At 73.3% G+C, this 15,808-nt stretch carries 15 protein-coding genes; 11 read left to right on the top strand and 4 right to left on the bottom strand.

Annotated elements, in window-relative coordinates; all coding sequences use genetic code 11:
• Positions 1-181: 181 nt before the first annotated feature.
• Positions 182-814 (bottom strand): HAD family hydrolase, encoded by a 633-nt coding sequence (locus AB0H75_RS09830; protein WP_367793325.1) that lies wholly within the window; start codon positions 812-814, stop codon positions 182-184.
• 45 nt (positions 815-859) lie between these two features.
• Here AB0H75_RS09830 and AB0H75_RS09825 point away from each other — a divergent pair, with 45 nt between their 5' ends.
• From AB0H75_RS09825 to AB0H75_RS09790, 8 genes are all read left to right on the top strand, one after another.
• Entirely contained in the window at positions 860-991 is a 132-nt protein-coding gene (locus AB0H75_RS09825; protein WP_367793322.1) for a hypothetical protein, read from the top strand.
• 165 nt (positions 992-1,156) lie between these two features.
• Positions 1,157-2,908: a serine/threonine-protein kinase gene (locus AB0H75_RS09820; RefSeq protein ID WP_367793319.1), complete on the top strand. Its 1,752-nt coding sequence runs from the start codon at positions 1,157-1,159 to the stop codon at positions 2,906-2,908.
• 25 nt (positions 2,909-2,933) lie between these two features.
• A complete protein-coding gene (locus AB0H75_RS09815) occupies positions 2,934-3,971 on the top strand; it encodes a M24 family metallopeptidase (RefSeq protein WP_367793316.1) in 1,038 nt (345 codons plus the stop codon).
• Between the two features lie 26 nt (positions 3,972-3,997).
• The gene (gene efp, locus AB0H75_RS09810) at positions 3,998-4,558 is read left to right on the top strand and encodes an elongation factor P (protein WP_367793313.1); all 561 of its coding nucleotides are present in this window, start codon (positions 3,998-4,000) and stop codon (positions 4,556-4,558) included.
• A gap of 1 nt (position 4,559) precedes the next feature.
• The gene (gene nusB / locus AB0H75_RS09805; protein WP_367793310.1) at positions 4,560-4,970 is read left to right on the top strand and encodes a transcription antitermination factor NusB; all 411 of its coding nucleotides are present in this window, start codon (positions 4,560-4,562) and stop codon (positions 4,968-4,970) included.
• Between the two features lie 367 nt (positions 4,971-5,337).
• Positions 5,338-6,057 (top strand): methyltransferase domain-containing protein, encoded by a 720-nt coding sequence (locus tag AB0H75_RS09800; RefSeq protein ID WP_367793307.1) that lies wholly within the window; start codon positions 5,338-5,340, stop codon positions 6,055-6,057.
• Positions 6,058-6,106: 49 nt separating this feature from the next.
• Complete coding sequence (locus tag AB0H75_RS09795) at positions 6,107-7,348, top strand: DNA polymerase IV (protein ID WP_367793304.1); 1,242 nt, start codon at positions 6,107-6,109, stop codon at positions 7,346-7,348.
• Positions 7,349-7,576: 228 nt separating this feature from the next.
• The gene (locus tag AB0H75_RS09790; RefSeq protein ID WP_367793301.1) at positions 7,577-7,984 is read left to right on the top strand and encodes a DUF3040 domain-containing protein; all 408 of its coding nucleotides are present in this window, start codon (positions 7,577-7,579) and stop codon (positions 7,982-7,984) included.
• A gap of 319 nt (positions 7,985-8,303) precedes the next feature.
• Here the strand turns inward: AB0H75_RS09790 and AB0H75_RS09785 are convergent, their stop codons facing one another.
• From AB0H75_RS09785 to AB0H75_RS09775, 3 genes are read right to left on the bottom strand one after another with little or no spacing between them, the layout of a single operon-like run.
• The gene (locus AB0H75_RS09785) at positions 8,304-10,778 is read right to left on the bottom strand and encodes a transglutaminaseTgpA domain-containing protein (protein ID WP_367793298.1); all 2,475 of its coding nucleotides are present in this window, start codon (positions 10,776-10,778) and stop codon (positions 8,304-8,306) included.
• Positions 10,775-12,037: a DUF58 domain-containing protein gene (locus tag AB0H75_RS09780; protein WP_367793295.1), complete on the bottom strand. Its 1,263-nt coding sequence runs from the start codon at positions 12,035-12,037 to the stop codon at positions 10,775-10,777. Before AB0H75_RS09780 ends, AB0H75_RS09785 begins: the two co-directional genes overlap by 4 nt.
• A complete protein-coding gene (locus AB0H75_RS09775) occupies positions 12,034-13,011 on the bottom strand; it encodes an AAA family ATPase (protein ID WP_367793292.1) in 978 nt (325 codons plus the stop codon). Before AB0H75_RS09775 ends, AB0H75_RS09780 begins: the two co-directional genes overlap by 4 nt.
• Positions 13,012-13,478: 467 nt before the next feature.
• On the opposite strand from AB0H75_RS09775, the gene mraZ reads away from it, so the two are divergent.
• The 3 genes from mraZ (at position 13,479) to AB0H75_RS09760 (ending at position 15,808) form a co-directional block, all read left to right on the top strand.
• The gene (gene mraZ / locus AB0H75_RS09770) at positions 13,479-13,910 is read left to right on the top strand and encodes a division/cell wall cluster transcriptional repressor MraZ (protein WP_367793289.1); all 432 of its coding nucleotides are present in this window, start codon (positions 13,479-13,481) and stop codon (positions 13,908-13,910) included.
• 256 nt (positions 13,911-14,166) lie between these two features.
• Positions 14,167-15,093, top strand: coding sequence for a 16S rRNA (cytosine(1402)-N(4))-methyltransferase RsmH (gene rsmH, locus AB0H75_RS09765; protein WP_367793286.1), 927 nt, complete (start codon positions 14,167-14,169; stop codon positions 15,091-15,093).
• Positions 15,083-15,808, top strand: a complete 726-nt coding sequence (locus AB0H75_RS09760) for a hypothetical protein (protein WP_367793283.1) — start codon at positions 15,083-15,085, stop codon at positions 15,806-15,808. Before rsmH ends, AB0H75_RS09760 begins: the two co-directional genes overlap by 11 nt.

The raw sequence follows: 15,808 nt of genomic DNA, 5'->3' as shown, positions 1-15,808 counted from the left end.
CGGCGAAGAAGGTCTCCGTGCGGACGTAGGCGATGAGGCGGGCGGTAGTAGGCGACCCGCCGCCCGATGCCGCCGTGCGGCGCCGCTGGCATGGGGAGCTCCGGTCCGAGACGTTCGTCTCGGACTGTAGCGGCCTGGTGACGGCCCTGCCCAGGTGTTGGGCGGTCGCTGCACCCCCGATCTACCGGACGAGGGTGACCAACTCGCTGAGGGAGTTGATCCGCCAGTCTGCGGCGGCGGCTTCGGGCTGGTTCGCCCAGAGGTGTCCCCACGGGCCGCGCCGGATGTGCGCGGTCTGGAGTCCTGCCGCCTGTGCCGGGGCGATGTCGTTGGCGGGGTGGTCGCCCACGTACACGATCTGGTCAGGTGTGGTCCCGGCGAAGTGGACGAGCCGGGTGAAGAAGTGCCGGGAGGGCTTGGCCACGCTCCATTCACCGGACGTGGCGATGCCGTCCGCTGGGAGATCGAGCGCGCGGAGCAGCTCGGCGACGCGTCTGGTCTGGTTGCCGACGATGAGGACCTGGTGGCCGGCGGCACGGAGGGCGGTCAGTGCCGGACGCACGTCGGGGTAGAGGTCGTCTTCGTCGATGTGTTCGCCGCGTCCGGTGGCTTCGCGGGCGTCGTATTCGGCGTTGAGGTCGATGCCGGGACGGAGCAGACGGAGGGCGTCGGCGTTGTCGCGGCCTTGGGCGACGACGGCTCCGACGAGGGCGGAGAGGGTGTGGCGTGGTATGTCGAGCCAGTCGGCCCAGGAGTTCCAGTAGCGGTCGTCGCGGAGGATGGTCTCTCCGATGTCGAGGGCGAAGGTCAGCACGGTGCTGAGCGTAGACCCAGCGTCCTCACCAACGTCGCCGGCCAGATGGTCGTGCCCGTGGTGGTGGCCCGCTCGGAGGGCCGCCTCGACACGGCCGTCTTCGACGCGCCGCCGCAGTCCCTCGACGACGCCCTGGCCGCCGGGCAGCCGCGCGTCCCGGAGCCGGCCGCGGCCTGACCGCGACGCGAAGGGCGGGAAGCTCCGTGCTTCCCGCCCTTCGCGCATGTCCGGACCCGGCGTACGGTGCCGCGACCGCCGCCGGTGGGGGCGATCGGGAGGCCGGCGGGGCGCGTGGGGCCTATGGTGGGTCGGAAATCATGATTTCCGAGTTTTGGCGGGGATATGTCCGACGCGACGACGCCGGCGCTGATAGCCGACCGGTACCGGCTGGAGGAGCGCATCGGCGGCGGGCCGGTGGGCGAGCTGTGGCGCGGGTACGACACGCGCGCCGACTGGGTCGTGGCCGTGAGGGTGCTGAGCGGCACCGGGTCCCGGGAGCTGCTCAGGCAGCACGCCCAGGCCGTGGCCAAGGTCATCCATCCGAACGTGGCCATGGTGCTGGACATCGGCGAGCACGACGGGGCGCCGTTCCTGGTGATGGAGTACCTCACGGGGCTCAGCCTCGGGGAGGAGCGCGAGGCCGCGGGCGGCGTCCTGGGCGTGGTGGAGACCTGCGACCTCGTCGGGCAGGCGGCGGCCGGGCTCGACGCGGCGCACCGGGCCGGGGTGGTGCACGGGGAGATCGGCCCCGACAGCTTCCGGCGGGCCGGCAGCGGCGGGCTCAAGGTCGTCGGGTTCGGGCTCGGCGACCGGGATGCCCCCGGCGGTGACCGGCGGTACCTGGCACCCGAGCGGGCCGCCGGCGGCGAGGCGACGCCCGCCGGGGACGTGTACGCGCTGGGATGCGTCTGCTACGAGCTGCTGTGCGGCCGCCTCCCCTTCGACGGCGGTTCAGAGGGCGACGGCCCGGGGAGCGGTGGCTCAGGGGGCGACGGTCCGGAAAGCGACGGCCCTGGGAGCGGGGAGGCGGGGAGCCGCGGACCGGGGAGCGGGGAGCCGGAGGAGGACGTGCCGCCGCCCAGCGCGTTCAGGGCCGGGGTGCCCGCCGAGCTGGACCGGCTGGTGCTGGCGATGGTCGCGCGGGACCCGGCGCGCCGCCCGGCCGGCGGCGAGGCCATCCGCCGCGCGCTGGTGGCCATCGCCCACCCGCGCGCCAACCCCGACGCGCCCACTCCCGTCCCGCCCCCGCCGCCCGGCGCCGTGCCCGTCACCGGCGCCCTGCTGAGGGACGGCGGCCTCGCGGCCGGCCCCGCCGGACCGGCCGGCCACCCGGGCCTTCACGGACCGGGCGGCCACCCGGGTGCCGCCGGACCGATCGGCCACCCCGGACCGGCCGGCCACACGGGCCTTCACGGGCCGGCCGGGGGTGCCGGGGCGCGGGCCGGGGACACCGCCGTCTACCAGGCAGGGGACCTGCCGCCCGACCCCCCGCCCGGCAACCGCAAGCTGTTCGTCCAGCTCGGCGTGGCCCTGGCGGCCATCGTCGTGGTGACCCTGGGCATGGTCCTGTGGGCCGGCACGCGCGGCGGCGACGAGCCGGTGGCCGAGCACACGCCCGCCGCGACGTCCAGCGCGCCGGAGACCACGGACGCCGTGCCGGGCCGGACGCCGACCACCACGTCCGACTGGCCCACCGGCGAGCCCACGCGCGGCCCCGAGCCGTCCCCGGGCGTCGTGGCCACGCTCGGACCGGACATCGGCCCCCCGGACGTGCTGCGCGAGACGCCCCCCGTCCGCGGCACGCTCAGCGCCGGGCAGGGCCCGCCGGGTGGCTGGGACAGGTGGCTGGCCGCGTTCGACGAGGCGATGACGCACCAGGTCGGCTCGGGCGGTATGAACCCGCGGGTCGCGGACAAGGCCCGCAAGGAGCTCAGGAAGGCGGCCAGGAAGTCCGCCGAGGGCCGCCCCGACTCCGCGATGGGCCACGTCGCCGGGGTCTACCGCGACCTGCTGCGCGCCCAGGAGAAGGGCGACATGGAGCGGGCCGGGCCGCTGGCGCAGTTCATCCGCGAGTGGGCCGTCCAGGGCGGATGACGCGGCTTGGCCGTACATTGGCGGGATGACCGTCGATCACGCCGCGCGCCGGGCCCGGCTGGCCGCGCTGCTGCCCGCCCGCGAGGTCCCGGCCCTGCTCGTCACCTCACCCGTCAACGTCCGCTACCTGACGGGCCTGGACAGCTCGAACGCCGCCGTCCTGGTCAGGGCGGACGGCAGCGCGCTGCTGGCCACGGACAACCGCTACATCGGCACGGCCCGTGCGCTGGACGTCCCGGTGGTCGAGGCGACGGACGTGGCGGGCCGGCTGGCCGAGCCGGGCGCGGGCATCGAGGCGGCGAGCATGAGCGTGGCCACCTACCGGCGGCTCGGCGACGGGCTGGTGCCGCTCGGGCCGGTCGTGGAGGAGCTGCGGGCGGTCAAGGACGAGGCCGAGCTGGAGCTGCTGCGCACCGCCTGCGCGATCACCGACCAGACCTTCGCCGACGTGGCGGGGCGGATCGTCCCCGGCATGACCGAGCGCGAGCTGGCCCGGCTGCTGGAGAGCCGCATGGCCGAGCTGGGCGCCGACAAGCCCGCGTTCGACTCGATCGTGGCCGCGGGCGAGAACGGCGCCGTCCCGCACCACGCGCCCACCGACCGGGAGCTGCGCCGCGGCGACCTGGTGACGATGGACTTCGGCGCCCGCCACCAGGGCTACCACGCGGACATGACCAGGACCGTCAGCCTCGGCCCGCCCGCGGGCTGGCAGCGCGAGCTGTACGACCTGGTGGCGGCGGCCCAGCGGGCGGGCCGGCACGCGCTCGCCCCCGGCGCCGCCGTCGAGGAGGTGGACCGGGCGGCCCGCTCGGTCATCGAGGCCGCGGGCCACGGCGGCCACTTCCGGCACGGCCTGGGACACGGCGTGGGCCTGGAGATCCACGAGGAGCCGTTCCTGGGCCCTTCGCGGACCGGTAGACTAGAGGATCGAGTTCCGATCACCGTCGAGCCCGGGGTCTACCTCCCCGGCCGGGGCGGCGTCCGGATCGAGGACACCCTTGTGACCCGTGAGGGCGGGCCGGAACTTTTCACCAAGACGACCAAGGAGCTGCTCGTCCTTTAGAGCGGCCGCACGCGGGAGAAGAACGAGTGGCGACGACCAACGACCTCAAGAACGGCATGGTGCTGAGGCTCGAGGGCGGTGACCTCTGGAGCGTTGTCGAGTTCCAGCACGTCAAGCCGGGCAAGGGCGGCGCGTTCGTCCGCACCAAGCTCAAGAACGTCCTCTCCGGAAAGGTCGTCGACAAGACCTTCAACGCCGGCGTGAAGGTCGACGTGGCCAACGTCGACAAGCGCGAGATGCAGTACTCCTACCGCGACGGCGACGACTTCGTGTTCATGGACACCGAGACCTACGACATGGTCAACGTGCCCGCCGCCACGGTCGGCACCGCCGCCAACTACATGCTGGAGAACACCACGGCCACGGTGGCCTTCAACGAGGGCGCCGCGCTCTACGTCGACCTGCCCGCCGCCGCCGAGCTGACCATCGCCGAGACCGAGCCCGGCCTGCAGGGCGACCGCTCCACCGGCGGCACCAAGCCCGCCAAGCTGGAGACCGGCGCGGAGATCAAGGTGCCGCTGTTCATCACGACCGGCGAGAAGGTGAAGGTCGACACCCGCACCGGCGAGTACCTCGGCCGGGCCTGAGGTGTCGGCACGCGGCAAGGCGCGCAGGCGTGCGCTCGACATCCTCTTCGAGGCGGAGCTGCGCGGCGAGGATCCGCTGAAGATCCTCGCCGAGCGCGTGGAGCGGCAGGAGCCCCCGGTCAACGAGTACACCTCGGCGATCGTCGAGGGCGTGGCCCGGCACCTGGCCCGCATCGACGAGCTGATCACCACCTACGCCGAGGGCTGGACCCTCGACCGCATGCCCGCGGTCGACCGCAACCTGCTGCGCGGCGGCACGTACGAGCTGCTGTGGATGCCCGACGTCCCCGAGGGCGTGGTGATCAGCGAGTGGGTGCACCTGGCCGGCGAGCTGTCCACCGACGAGTCCCCCCACTTCGTCAACGGCCTGCTGGCCCGCTTCAAGCAACTCAAGCCAAGCCTCACCCTTTAGACACCGTCGCGACCGCCCGTTCGGGGTAGCCTCCAACCACGCCTGCCTTCAGGGCGCGCGAGGCGAGGGGCGCGTCCGTCACGGCGGGGGCCGACCGCCTGGCTGTGTGGGGTGCGGGCGGCTGAGAGCGTACGGAGATGTGGCGCGTCACCAGCCGCGACGCGCCCTTCTCTGTACCCGGGGCCCCTTTCCCCGCGTTCTTCTCGTGTTCCCGCAGTCCTGTCGCGCACACCGGGAGCGGGCCGACGCCCGTACGGCGTAGGCTGGGCGCGTCCGCGAAGGAGCCGGCCGCGAAGCAGCAGTTCGCGGGGGCGAGAGGGAGGCGAGCCGAACGTTGCGTGCTGAAAGCGTCACGAGGACCCCGGCGGTGCGCACCGCCGTCGTCTGGGACGCGCTGCGGTCGGTCCTGGCCGAGCGGGCCGCGGCCACCGGCCGCGAGGCGCTCGACATCGTCGACGCCGGCGGGGGCACCGGCGGTTTCGCCGTTCCGCTGGCCGCGCTGGGCCATGCCGTCACCGTCGTCGATCCCAGCCCCGACTCGCTGGCCGCGCTGGAGCGCCGGGCCAAGGAGAAGGGCGTGGGCGTGCGCTCGTTGCAGGGCGACGCCGACGGCCTGGGCGAGCTGCTCGACCGCGACAGCGCCGACCTGGTGCTGTGCCACAGCGTCCTGGAGTACGTCGAGGACCCCCTCAGCGCGCTGACCGCCGTCGCGGGCGTGCTGCGCCGGGGCGGCGCGGTGAGCGTGCTGGCCGCCAACCCCGTCGCCAGCGCCATCCACCGCGCGCTGGCCGGTCAGTTCGACGAGGCCCGGGCCGTGCTGGGCGACCCGTCCGGCACCTGGGGCGAGCGCGACCCCACGCCCCGCCGCTTCACCGCCGCGGCGCTCGCCGAGCTGCTGGGCGCCACCGGGTTCACCGTGGGCCCGGTCCACGGCGTGCGGGTCTTCGCCGACCTGGTGCCGAGCCGGCTCGTGGACGGCGAGCCCGGCGCCGCCGAGTCCCTGGTGGCGCTGGAGCAGGCCGCCGCCGCGCATCCGGTGCTGCGTGACATCGCGACCCAGCTGCACGTGCTCGGGCACCGTGCCTGAGCGCCCGCCTCCCCCTGTTGTCGAATTGGTGTTCGGATAGAATCGACGCGTGTCCCGCAAGCAGATCACCGGCATCGGCCCCGCTCCGCGCACCGGGGCCGATGACAGCGGCTGCCCGATCCTCCACGTCGACATGGACGCCTTCTTCGCCAGCGTCGAGCTGCTCGACCGTCCCGAGCTGCGCGGCCGTCCGGTGATCGTGGGCTCGCCCGCCGGGCGCGGCGTCGTGCTGAGCGCCACCTACGAGGCCCGCGCCTACGGCGTGCACTCGGCGATGCCGATGAGCCGGGCCCGCCGGCTCTGCCCGCAGGCGGTGATCATCCCGCCCAGCCACGGGAAGTACTCCGAGGTCTCCAAGGGCGTCATGGAGATCTTCCACGCGATCACCCCGCTGGTCGAGCCCATCGCCTCCGACGAGGCGTTCCTCGACGTCGGCGGCGCCCGGCGGCGGCTCGGCCCGCCCGCGGCCGTCGCCGCGCTGATCAGGGAGCAGGTCCTGGAGCGCTACGGCATCACGTGCTCCGTGGGCGTGGCCGCCAGCAAATTCGTGGCAAAGCTCGCCTCCAAGCAGTGCAAGCCCGACGGGCTGCTGGTGGTCCCCGCCGGCGAGGTGGTGGCCTTCCTGCACCCGCTGCCGGTCTCGGCCCTGTGGGGCGTCGGCGAGCGCACCGAGCAGTCCCTGGTCCGCCTCGGCATCCGCACCGTCGGCGACCTCGCCAGAGTGCCGTTGGACACGCTCCAGCGCGAGCTGGGGCAGGCGGTGGGCGCCCACCTGGCGGCGCTGGCCTGGGGCCGCGACGAGCGGCCCGTGAGCCCCCACGTCCCCGACAAGAGCATCGGCGGCGAGGAGACCTTCGCCACCGACGTCGAGGACCCCGAGGTCATCAAGCGCGAGCTGCTGCGCCTGTCGGAGCGGGTGGCGGCCAGGATGCGTAAGGGCGGTCAGGTGGGAAGAACGGTAAGTGTGAAGCTTCGCCGAGCCGATTTCACGACGATCAACCGCTCGCGCACGCTGCGGGAGCCCACCGACGTGGCCCAGGTCATCTACGCCACCGCCTGCGAGCTGTACGACGCCGCCGGGCTGGAGCGGGTGCGGTTGCGCCTGGTGGGGGTGCGGATGGAGAACCTCCGCCCCGCCGGGGAGGCCACCCGGCAGCTCACCCTGGGCGAGCGGGAGACCGGCTGGCGCGAGGCCGAGCAGGCGATGGACAAGGCGATCCGGAGATTTGGTCCCGATGCGGTGGTCCCAGCATCGCTCGTACGTGGCAAGCTTGATGAAATAGAGACATGACGCCGATGTCCCTACTTTGTGGTGCGCCGGAGTCGCGATTTTGGGGGAAGGGGGGCGAGATGGGCCACAATGGAGCCATGACGTCACCTCCGGTTTGGTCTGCGTTGGACGTTTGCTTTCGCCTACGTCTACAGCCTCGTATTCTGGGGATAACCGACCGCGAGGTCCGGACACCCCGTGTCGTCCGTTGCCGTTCTCCCCGTCCTGGGGCTGTCCTTGGGAGGCGCCGTGCCGCTCTCTGAGCACGAGCAGCGCTTGCTCGACCAGATCGAGCAGGCCCTCTACGCCGAGGACCCGAAGTGGGCCAACACCGTAAGGATCAGTGACCCCCGCCGTCACTACAGGCGCCGCCTCGTCAAGGCCACCATCGGCTTCGCCCTCGGCGTCGTCGTCATGATGGTCGGCGTCGTCCTGAGCGGCGCCGCTCTGATCCCGCTCGGCGTCGGCGGTTTCGTGGTCATGCTCGCGGCGTGTCTGTGGGGCCTGTCCAGCTGGAAACGCATGAACGGGTTCGGCGACTCCCCACCGGCCGGCGGCCAGGCCGCGGCGCCGGGCAAGCAGGTCCGCCGCGGCAACCGGGGCACCTTCATGGAGCGCATGGAAGAGCGCTGGCGCCGCCGCCACGACGAGCGCTGAGCCTGCCGCACCCCGCACTCCGGCCGGGTCGGTGACGACCGGGGTTCCGGGCCGGGGCAGGGAGACGGCAGCAGCGGCACCGGCGTCCGGCTCCGTGAACGGGCCGGACGCGCGACCGCCGGCCCCCCGCCGGCCGGGCGCGCCGCGAACGAAAAGGCCGCGAACGAAAAGGCCGCGAACGGAAGAGCGTGCGACCCCTCCCTCACGGGGAGGAGCCGCACGCTCTTCGCGTTCCACGACTTCCGACGACGACCCGGCCCGCCCCGGCGAGGGCGCTCCCGGCCCGTGGGCCGTCAGGGGCCGGGAGTTCCCCGCCGGGTCAGGAGCCCTTCTGGGCCGCCGTGCGCCGCAGCCGGATCGTCTCCAGCAGGTCGAACCCGTCCAGCAGCCGCTCGCCGAGCCCGCGCAGCCGCCGCAGCGTGGACGGCGGCATCAGCACCGCCCGGATCCGCCGCCCCCGCGACACCGTGGCCGCCAGCGCCTGGCGCACCGTGCGCAGCTCCTTCCGCAGCGGCCCGACCCGGCCCGGGTCGCGGGCGAACAGCACCCGCTCCACGGTCGCGGCGATGGCCGACAGCGCCGCCGCCGCCTCCGCGTCGAACTCGTACTGCTGGACCAGCCGCCGGGCCAGCGCCCGCGGGGTCTCGCTGGACTGGCGGGCCAGGCCGTAGTCGTACAGGACGTCGTCCAGCTCGGCCCAGACCGCCGCGACCGACGGATGCCGGTCGGCGCGGCCCTCGCCGGCGGCGGCCCTGGCGGCGGGCCCGTCCGGAGGGCCCGCCGCAGCCGCCGGGCGGCCGCCCAGCGCGCGCACCCGCCGGTTCCTGGTGACCAGCCGCATCGCGGCGGGGACCAGCAGGAGGAGCAGCAGCGCGCCGAGCCCGACGCCGACCTTGGCGATCAGCGGCGTCGACTCCTCCTGCGGCAGCGAGCCGGTCGGCAGGAGCCGGCTCTCCCGGTCCACGGCGCGCGGGTTCTGCCGCGCGCCCGGGTCGATCGGCTCGTCGGCCGCGGAGCTGCTGGAGCCCGGCGTCGGCGTCGTGGCCCGGCCCGTCGTCTCGGGCGCGGGCACCGAGTACGCCGGCACGCGCGCGCTGCCCTGCCCCAGCGCCCCGGCGGGCGTCGGCTCGAACGGCAGCCAGCCCACGCCGTCGAAGTACAGCTCCGGCCAGGAGTGGGAGTCGTTGGTCCCCACCTGCCACCGGCCGCCGACGGCCGTCCCGCCGGTGTAGCCGATCGCCACCCGCGACGGGATGCCGACCAGCCGGGCCAGCACCGCCATCGACGCGGCGAACTGCTCGCAGTAGCCGGCCCGGGTGTGCAGCAGGAAGTCGGCCAGCGCGGAGTTGCTGTGCCCCTGGGTACGCAGGTTGTAGGTGAAGCCGCCGTCCTGGGTGAACCACTTCTGCAGCTTCACCGCCGCCTCGTACGGCGAGGACACGCCGTCCCCGAGGATCTGCCGGGGCAGCCGCCTGATCTCCGGCGGCAGGTTGCCCGGCAGCCGCAGGAAGCGGGGGTCCACCGCGTCCCGGTCGTAGGGCAGCGACTCCAGCAGCTCGCGGGTCGGCGCCGGCTCGGTGGTGGCCACCTGGTAGTCCAGCCCGGCCGCCTCGTCGCCGATGGAGAAGACCATCAGCGTGTCGGCGTCGGCCCGCCAGTCGCCGTCCACCTGGATCTCCCGCGGCGGGTACGGCAGCGGCAGGAACTTCAGCTCCTCGATCTCGTCGCTGATCTGGACGTCGGTCACCACGTTGGTGACCTTCGTCCGCTCGGTGAGCCCGGGCGGCACCGGCAGCGGGCCGTTGTCCGTCCGGTCCTCGGCCAGGCCCCGCGGCTTGGTCATGCCGAACTGCTGGCCGTCGAAGGTGTCGAGCGCGTAGATCCGCAGGTAGCGGGGCTGGTTGTCGTTGTTGGCGTAGGTCAGGACCACGCGCCGCTCGGGGAGTTCGAGCTGGCCCTTCAGGTTCGCGATCGGGTTGGGGATGCTGATGGAGCTGCCGCGCCCGCCGGTCCCGCTGCCGCCCACGCCGAACTGGAAGAACGACACCGGCTCCATCGACGGCAGCAGCGCCGGCAGCAGCACGGCCAGCGCGATCGCGGCGAACCCGATCCGCTTGCCCGACAGCCGCAGCCCGCTGGTGTCGGCCGTGCCCCGCGGCGCGGAGGAGCGGGAGGCGCCGGAGGACGGCGTCACCGCCATGCGGGTCCGGCGCACCAGCACCGCCCGCCCCCAGTGGCCCACCCGCTCGTGCCCGTCGGCGATGAGCAGGCCGACGAAGCCGAGCGCGGCGACGATGAACGCCGGCCAGCTGATCGGGTCGGGCAGGATCGTCGCCGGGACGGTGGCCAGGGCCAGCAGCGGCAGCCCGGCCAGCGCCGCCCGCCGCAGCCGCGCCGCGAACAGGTCCACGGTGACCGCGATGAGCGCCACCCCGCCGGTGGTGAGCAGCACGATGCCCTCCGTGGCGGGCACCGGGGCGGCGAAGCGCTGGATGTCGGCCCAGCCGACGCCGAGCAGCCGGCCCAGCTCCAGCACCGACGCCTTGGTCGGCACCAGCAGCCCCCACGCCTCCTCGGCGGCGAAGGACATGGTCAGGTAGATCCACACCGCGGCCAGGGCGAGCAGCGGCGCCGCCCACGCCGGCAGCGACAGGCGGCTGCTCACCAGGCCGGCCCCCACCACGGCCAGCACCACACCCAGCGACGACCAGAACCAGGTCCCGCCCTCGAAGAGGGGGTAGAGCAGCACGGCGGCGGTGAACGCGGCCACTCCGGAGGCGATGGTCAGTCTCATACCGCACCTCCGGCGGGGTTGAGCACGTACCTGCCGCGATGCGCGGCGTCCTGCCAGACCGACGCGATCGAGGCGCCCGCGGGCAGCCGGACGATGCGCCAGCCGTAACCGGCCAGCACGGTCTGCACGGCCTCGTGGTTCTCCGTCGAGCCCGGCGCGCCGCCGTCCCAGGTGCTCACGTCGAGCAGCACCGCGACGCCGGTGATGCCGCTGTGCCGCAGCCGGGCCAGCTCCCTCGCCTCCTCCGGCTCCAGCGCGCCGAGCACCGCCACGATCAGGCCGTCGCCGCCGCCTTGCCGCAGGGCGGCGACGCCCATCTCCAGGGAGCGGGCCGGGCTGTGCCGGATGACGGCGAGGGTGTCGAGCAGCGAGTAGCTGAGCCCGCTGTCGGTCAGGTGCTCGGGCCCCTGGTCGGTGACCAGGCGCAGGCCCAGGCCCTCGCGGGCGAGGTGCACGCCGATGGAGGCCGCGGCCGAGACCGCCACCTCGAACGACGAGCGCGGCCCCTCGCCGCGGTGGGCGTGCCGGCGGGTGTCGAGCAGGAGCGCGCCGCGGCTCTGCCACTGCTGCTCCTCCCGGCGCACCATCAGCTCGCCGCGGCGGGCGGTGGAGCGCCAGTGGACCCGGCGCAGGTCGTCGCCCTGCCGGTACTCGCGCGGCGCCACGTCGTCGTCGCCGGCCGCCGCCACGCTGCGGGTACGGCTCTCGCCGCCGCCCGACCACTCGCCCGACAGCCGTACGTGCGGCAGCGCCGCCACGTGCGGGGTCACCACGAGCGTGTCGCTGATGGTGAACGAGCGGCTCAGCTCCACCAGCCCGAACGGGTCGGCGATGCGGATGGACAGCGGCCCGATCGGGTAGCGGCCCCGCAGGTCGGAGCGCACCCGGTAGTCGATCTCCCGCACGCCGCGCGGCTCGACCCGGTCCAGCACGAACCGGGGCCGCACGCCCAGCGCGTACGGGACGGTGTCCTCGATGAGCAGCAGCCCGGTGGGCAGCCGGGTGACGTTCTCCAGCCGCAGGGTCACGGTGGCCTCGCCGCCCACCTCCGCCCTCGGCGGGTCCAGCCGGCGGGCGCAGCTCAGCCGGTAGCGGGTGCGTGCCACCACCATCGCGGCCAGCAGCGGCAGCGCCGTCACCAGCACCCCGATCCTGAACAGGTCGTTCTCGCCCAGGATGACGGCCATCAGCATCGCCGCGATCCCGGAGGCCAGGAACGACCTGCCCCTGCTGGTCAGCGCCCGCAGTCCGGCTCTCACGACGCTCGCGTCTCCGGCACCGGCACGCGCCTGATCAGGTCGGTGACCACCTGCTCCGGCAGCCGGCGCTGCCCCTGGGCCTCGACGCTGGGCAGCAGCCGGTGCGCCAGCACGGGGACCGCCAGGTCCTGCAGGTCGTCGGGGATGACGTAGTCGCGGCCGGCCAGCGCGGCGTGCGCCCTGGCGGCCCGCACGAGCTGCAGCGTGGACCGGGGCGAGGCGCCCAGCCGCAGGTCGGGGGAGTGGCGGGTGGCCACCACGAGGTCGATGGCGTACTTCTTGACGGGCTGGGAGACGTAGACGCCGCGCACGGCCTCGATGAGCGCGCGCACCTCCGACGTCGTCGCCACCGGCTCCAGCTTGTCCAGCGGCGAGGTGCCGCCGTGCACGTCGAGCATCTCCAGCTCGGCCTTGGGCTCCGGGTAGCCCATGGCGACGCGGGCGGTGAAGCGGTCGCGCTGCGCCTCGGGGAGGGGATAGGTGCCCTCCATCTCGATGGGGTTCTGGGTGGCGATCACCATGAACGGCGCGTCGAGCTGGTAGGTCACGCCGTCCACCGTCACCTGGTGCTCCTCCATGCACTCCAGGAGGGCGGACTGCGTCTTGGGGGAGGCGCGGTTGATCTCGTCGCCCACCACGATGTTGGCGAAGACGGGCCCCGGCTTGAACTCGAACTCCCGGGTCTGCTGGTTGTAGGCGCTCACGCCGGTGATGTCGCTCGGCAGCAGGTCGGGGGTGAACTGCACCCGCCGGACGGGACAGTCGATGGAACGCGCCAGCGCCTTGGCCAGCATGGTCTTGCCGACGCCGGGGACGTCCTCGATGAGGAGGTGCCCTTCGGCCAGCAGGACGGTGAGCGTGAGGCGGACCGCGTCGCTCTTGCCCTCGATCACCGATTCGATCGCCTCGCGGATCCGGTGGGCTACGGTGACCAGCTCGTCGAGCTGGGGAGGGACGTCATGGGTTACTGCCACCAGGCCTCCATGAGAAGTGCGACGGCTGTCCCGGCGGTGCCATTGCGGGAGCCATGCCATTCCTTTTCCATTGTGTGTACGACCCTACGACGCTGTGGGTTCGCGAGCGACATTTGTGGATATTCCAGGGAACCTGGGCGATGTTCCCGATTAGGTGGCATGTGGGTCCGTATCCCGTGACACTGACCCCCGCGCGCCGCCCCCCATTCCTCCACCCGGCTCTTCGTCCGGCCCTGGGCGGCTATTTCCCGGTGCTGGCAAATGTTCGACACGCCCGTGCGAGGTGATCGGCCGCGTGCCCCCCACCACTCCGCCCCATCGCTCTGACCTGCGGTAACGCAAGGGAAAGCGCGGATGAAGAGCGTTCGAATCAGTTGACGGTGGGGAGAAGTGGAGTATGGTGGTGCGCAGTGGAGAGCACGGTGCGCCAGCGCTGTGCGCTTCGCTAGGCACGGGAGGTGGCGCCGGTGTTCCTCGGCACCCACCACCCGCGCCTGGACGACAAGGGACGGCTGTTCCTGCCGGCTAAGTACCGTGAGGAGCTGGCGGAGGGTCTTGTGATCACCAAAGGCCAGGAGCGATGCCTCTACGTCTTTCCCGTGGAGGAGTTCCAGCGCATTACCGAGGCTCTCCGTACCGCCCCGGTCACCGCCAAGGCGGTGCGTGACTACAGCCGCGTCTTCTTCGCCAGCGCGTCCGACGAGAAACCAGACAAGCAGGGGCGCGTCACGATCCCGCAGGGCCTGCGCCAGTACGCGGGGCTGCGGCGTGACTGCGTCGTCATCGGGGCCAACACCCGGCTGGAGATCTGGGACGCCCAGGCGTGGGACACCTACCTCAGCGAACAGGAGCAGGCGTTCGCCGATCTGTCGGAGGAGGTGCTGCCAGGGATCTTGTGAGAACCACGGTCGATCCGTCGGTGTTGTCGTTCGGCGAGGTCTCCACCCGCAACCACTGTCTGTCAACTGATGCACCTTCCCCGGTGTCAGTGGGCAGACGCCCACGAAGAGGGTGCGGATGGGGACCTGGCCGGGCGGCACCGGGTGGGGACCCAGGACGATCCGGATCGATCAGTACGCGTCATCCGCGAGCAAGGACGCGAGAGGGGGGTTGGAGTTGCAGGGCGACGTCGGCACGAGCGGTCACGTTCCGGTGATGCTGGAGCGCGTACTGGAGTTGCTGGGCCCGGCGCTGACCGGCCCCCGTCCCGTCGTGGTCGACGCCAACCTCGGCCTCGGCGGGCATTCCGAGGCCCTGCTCGCGGCCTTCCCCGCACTGCGTCTGATCGGCATCGACCGCGACCCCTTCGCCATCGAGCACTCCACCCGCAGGCTCGGCCCGTACGCGGAGCGGATCACCCTGGTGCACGCCTCCTCCGACGACCTGGAGGGGGTGCTCGCCCGCGCCGGGCACACCACGGTCGACGGGGTGCTGTTCGACCTCGGGGTGTCCTCGCCCCAGCTCGACGAGGCCGGCCGCGGGTTCGCCTACTCCTACGACGCGCCCCTCGACATGCGCATGGACACGCAGCAGGAGCTGACGGCCGAGAAGGTGGTCAACACCTACAGCGCCGCCGAGCTGACCCGCGTCCTGCGCGTCTACGGCGAGGAACGATTCGCCCCGCGTGTCGCGAGCCTCATCCTCAAGGAACGGGCCAAAGAGGCCATAACCTCGACCAAGCGGCTGGCGGACATCGTGCGCGATGCGATTCCCGCCGCTACCCGGCGCACCGGGGGAAACCCCGCCAAAAGAACCTTTCAGGCGCTACGCATCGAGGTGAACGCGGAGCTGTCCGCCCTGGAGGCGGCGCTGCCCGCGGCGCTCGACGCGCTGGCGCTGGGTGGGCGAGTCGTCGTGCTCTCCTACCACTCACTGGAGGACCGGCTCACCAAGCAGGCCCTCACGGCGCGAACCAGGGACACCAGCCCCCCCGGGCTGCCCGTCCCGCTGGAGGCTCACCAGCCGAGGTTCCGCCTGCTGACGAGGGGAGCAGAGCTCCCGAGCGAAGAAGAGGTGGCCCGCAACCCGCGGGCGGCCTCGGCCCGGCTACGGGCGGCAGAGAGGATCCGTGTTGACGACTGAGCAGGAGACCGGCCGGGGCGCGGCCGTGCGCCGCGCGGTGCCCAAGACGGGGTCCACGGCGGTCCCCAGGACCGGCGCGCGCCGGGCCGGGGCGCCGCACCAGTCGAAGCCCGATCCGGCCAAGCCCGATCCGGCCAAGCCCGCGCCGGCCAGGCCCAAGCCGGCCGAGCCGGCGGCGGCGAGGTCCGCGTCGGCCAGGTCCAAGCTGACCGAGCCCAAGACGGCGGCGCCCAGGACGGCGGTGCCCAGGACGGCCGGGTCCAGGACGACCGGGTCCAGGACTACCGAGCCCAGGACGGCCGGGCCCAGGACGGCAGGGCCGGGCCGGACGCGGCCGGCGGCGCGTCCCGACGCGCGCCCGGCCTGGCGGGCCGAGACCGGGCCGGAGCCCGCGCGGCGCCGGCGGCTCGCGCGGCGGCAGCGCACGCCGTTCGTGCTGCTCGTCGTCGGGCTGATGTCCGGCGGCCTGGTCAGCCTGCTGCTGCTCAACACGATGCTGGCCAAGGACACCATCACCGACGCCACCCTGCGCGAGGAGATCGCGGTGGCGCGGCTGGAGAAGGAGAAGATCGAGCAGGAGTACCAGCGCAACACCCAGCCCGGCGTCATCGCCGAGCGCGCCGAGCAGCAGGGGCAGCACCCCGACTGGGACAACGTCAACGGCTGGGACAGCGCCGGTGACGGCCAGGTAAACCGGGTGGACACGGAACGGTGA

The organism is Nonomuraea sp. NPDC050783 (assembly GCF_040802095.1).
Lineage (GTDB): Bacteria > Actinomycetota > Actinomycetes > Streptosporangiales > Streptosporangiaceae > Nonomuraea.
Note: the sequence above shows the minus strand (reverse complement) of the source record. Positions and strands in the feature narration are given on the sequence as shown.